This is a genomic window from Pseudorhizobium xiangyangii, from assembly GCF_020531965.1.
Taxonomy (GTDB): domain Bacteria; phylum Pseudomonadota; class Alphaproteobacteria; order Rhizobiales; family Rhizobiaceae; genus Neorhizobium; species Neorhizobium xiangyangii.
The window spans coordinates 1-2,965 of record NZ_JAJAWH010000077.1 but is presented as its reverse complement, the minus strand read 5'-3'; the positions used below and the strand labels follow the sequence as shown (position 1 = coordinate 2,965).

2 protein-coding genes are annotated in these 2,965 nt (G+C 57.5%); one reads left to right on the top strand and one right to left on the bottom strand.

Going from position 1 to position 2,965, the window contains the following annotated elements; all coding sequences use genetic code 11:
- Window positions 1–136: 136 nt before the first annotated feature.
- Window positions 137–1,372, top strand: coding sequence for an Ig-like domain-containing protein (locus tag LH464_RS24165; protein ID WP_226788947.1), 1,236 nt, complete (start codon window positions 137–139; stop codon window positions 1,370–1,372).
- Between the two features lie 425 nt (window positions 1,373–1,797).
- Here LH464_RS24165 and LH464_RS24160 read toward each other — a convergent pair.
- A protein-coding gene (locus LH464_RS24160) for an IS5 family transposase (RefSeq protein ID WP_226788946.1) occupies window positions 1,798–2,561 on the bottom strand; the annotation gives its coding sequence in 2 pieces (ribosomal slippage) (window positions 1,798–2,246 and window positions 2,246–2,561; 765 coding nt in all).
- Between the last annotated feature and the right edge of the window lie 404 nt (window positions 2,562–2,965).

Here is a 2,965-nt window from a genome sequence, read left to right as displayed (position 1 = left end):
TCGGTAGCGTAACCGTTCCTTCCGGCGGTCATTGGTCTCTGACTACTGGTCTGTTGGCTGAAGGTGAACATGCTCTCACTGCAAAGCTCGTGGTGAACGGCATTGAAGGCCGGCGTCCGATGCCTTTGCCGTAACCATCGACCTGACCCCGCCCGAGGCACCAAAGGTAATGGACGTGATTGCTAATGAGGGGATCTATCCGGGTTCAATCGCCGCCAATGACGTGACCAATGACAAAACTCTGTTGATCAAAGGCGAGAGCGAGGCCAATGCCGTCATCAAAGTCTATGATGGGCTATCTTTACTGGGTACAACAACGGCCGATGAATCGGGGAACTGGAGCTATTCCACCTCGACGCTAGCCCACGGTACGCATAGCTTCTCGGCAACCGCTACGGATGCTGCCGGAAATACCAGTGTGTTGGCGGATGCGACCGGCTACGTGGTGACTGTTGACCTACAGCCCCCGGCGTCACCGTCCATCAATGCACTGATTGACGATGCTGGTTCAGTGGTAGGCGATGTCCTTAATGGAGGTCGTACGGACGACATTCGTCCTAGGCTGAAGGGGACTGCGGAGCAGGGGAGCACGGTGACAATCACGAATGCTGCGGGAGAGGTGCTTGGAACCGCGGTTGCCGATGCTGTAACTTTTATCTCGTCATTGACTTTGACCGCTGTCCTGCCAGCTGGAGCCAATACGCTCTATGCCACTGCAACCGACATCGCCGGAAATACGGGGAGCAAATCAACCGCCTTCGTTGTCACGGTGGATCTGACGGCGCCTGGCACTCCCGTGATCGCTGGGGTTGTCGATGACGTCGGCCCTGTAGTGGGGGCGTTGATCAACAACAGTTCGACCAATGATACGATGCCGACCTTCAGCGGAACGGCTGAAGCTGGCTCGACGGTGCTGCCCTATTACGGTGCGACGCTTCTTGGAACTGCGCTCGTCAGTGGCACCACCGGAACGGGAAGCTGGTCGTTTACACCTGATCAGGGCAAGGCCCTCAGCCAGGGAGCTCATTCGATCACGGTTAAGGCAATCGATGTCGCCGGCAATACTGGAGCCGCCTCCTCGCCATGGCTCATAACTGTCGACACAACCGCACCAACAAGGCCAGCTATCGGCAATATTGTTGATGATGTGCCAACTGCGACTGGAACCATCACCTCTGGTTCGACCACCAATGATGTCAGACCTACAATCAGTGGAACAGGCATCACCGGTGAGGTTGGCGGCATGGTAACCATCCACGATGGTGCAACGGTCTTGGGGACGACAAAGGTTCAAAGCGATGGGTCTTGGTCCTTCACCCCAGCGACGGACATGACCTCGGGTGCCGCACATGATCACGGTGACGATCTCTGACCTGGCCGGGAACGTCAGCGTGGCTTCCGACGGATGGTCATTTACGGTTGATCCGTTTGCTCCGGCGGCGCGATTTGCCATGGCGCCAATGATGGAAGAGACGGCGGCAGCCACTGGGTTGGTAGAAGCGGCGTCAGTGGAGGCTGGAACAGCGGAGACAAATGACCCAGTTGGGGCGTCAATGCGATTTGCAGCCGCAGACGCAGAGGTCTTGAACCCGGCCGAAGCTCCTCTCGCTGTCCCTACTGATCCGAGCGCTCTCGTCGCCGGCCACCAAAGTCCGTCTCTGGACCTTTCAGGGCTGCTGCTATCGCTTGTGGTGCCCGGAGACGGAAACCTTGACCGAAGCGCGGATCGACGTCAGTTTTATGACCTGACGCCTCAGCAAGACTTGGTCCTGGGCCAAAGTCCGCTAGGCCGTAGACTCATAACGATCTGATCCAAATTCTTGCTGCTACCAATTTGACAGCGGCGAGAAAGTTCATCGGGTCTTTGTCGTATCGGGTGGCGATGCCTCTGAACTGTTTGAGTTTGCTGAAGAAACGCTCGACGAGAGCGCGCTGTCGGTAAACCCATTGGCTGAAAGGGAAGCTTCCCTTCCGATTGCTCTTGGCAGGAATATTGGCCCATGCCGGCCTTTGCTTTGCAAATGCTCTTACAGCGTTGGTATCGTAAGCCTTGTCAGCGAGCAGGATCGTACCCTTGGCAATCGTCTGCAGCATCGGCTCGGCCATGCGGCCATCATGGGCTTGGCCGGCTGTGAGCGCGAGACGGATCGGTCGACCATCGGCGTCGACAACTGCGTGGATTTTTGTAGTCAGGCCGCCACGGGAACGTCCCATGCAGCCATCGTCTTGATCCCCCTTTTTCCCGTCGCCGCATGTTGGTGAACACGGACACAGGAGCTGTCGATCATGACGATATCGCCATCGAAAGCCTTGGAAATCTCGCCCAGAACATGATCCCAGACACCCGCCTTGCGCCATCGAACGAAACGGTTGTAGCAGGTTGTATACGGGCCATATCGATCCGGAACGTCTGCCCAAGGCGAACCCGTCCGGAAGCGCCACAAGATGCCGTTGATCACCCGCCGGTCGTCAACCCGCGGCACGCCACGCGGCTTATTGGGCAACAGGGGCTGAATAACTGTCCATTCAAAATCGGTCAGATCAAACCGGCGACGGGTCATGAGAGGCCTCCAAATCAAGGCCAAAGTGAATCAGAGTCAGGCCGATTTGCAAACCCGGTTTATGAGTGCGCGGCCTAGGCGAGCGGCTGCTCGAACTCTCTCTACCTCGGCTGGCGGTCGAGCTGTCGATGGCAGCGCGTCCGGTGCGGACTGGTCGGTGGGCCTCAGCGTTCTGCGTGATCTGATGCAAGGTGGTGATGATGCCCCGCGGGGTCACACGACTTTGAAGCTTCCGGACTACATGCAAGTAGCTGCCGGCGTGGCCAAACCTTTGGACAGCGGGCCAATACCGGTTGTAGAATAGTTCGGTCTGCCACTAACTAACGATCTGGACGATCACGGTTTTGACCGTCTGCTGCGGGAACTTCAAAGCGTTTGATGCACCATGGCGGGCGCCCAAAGGG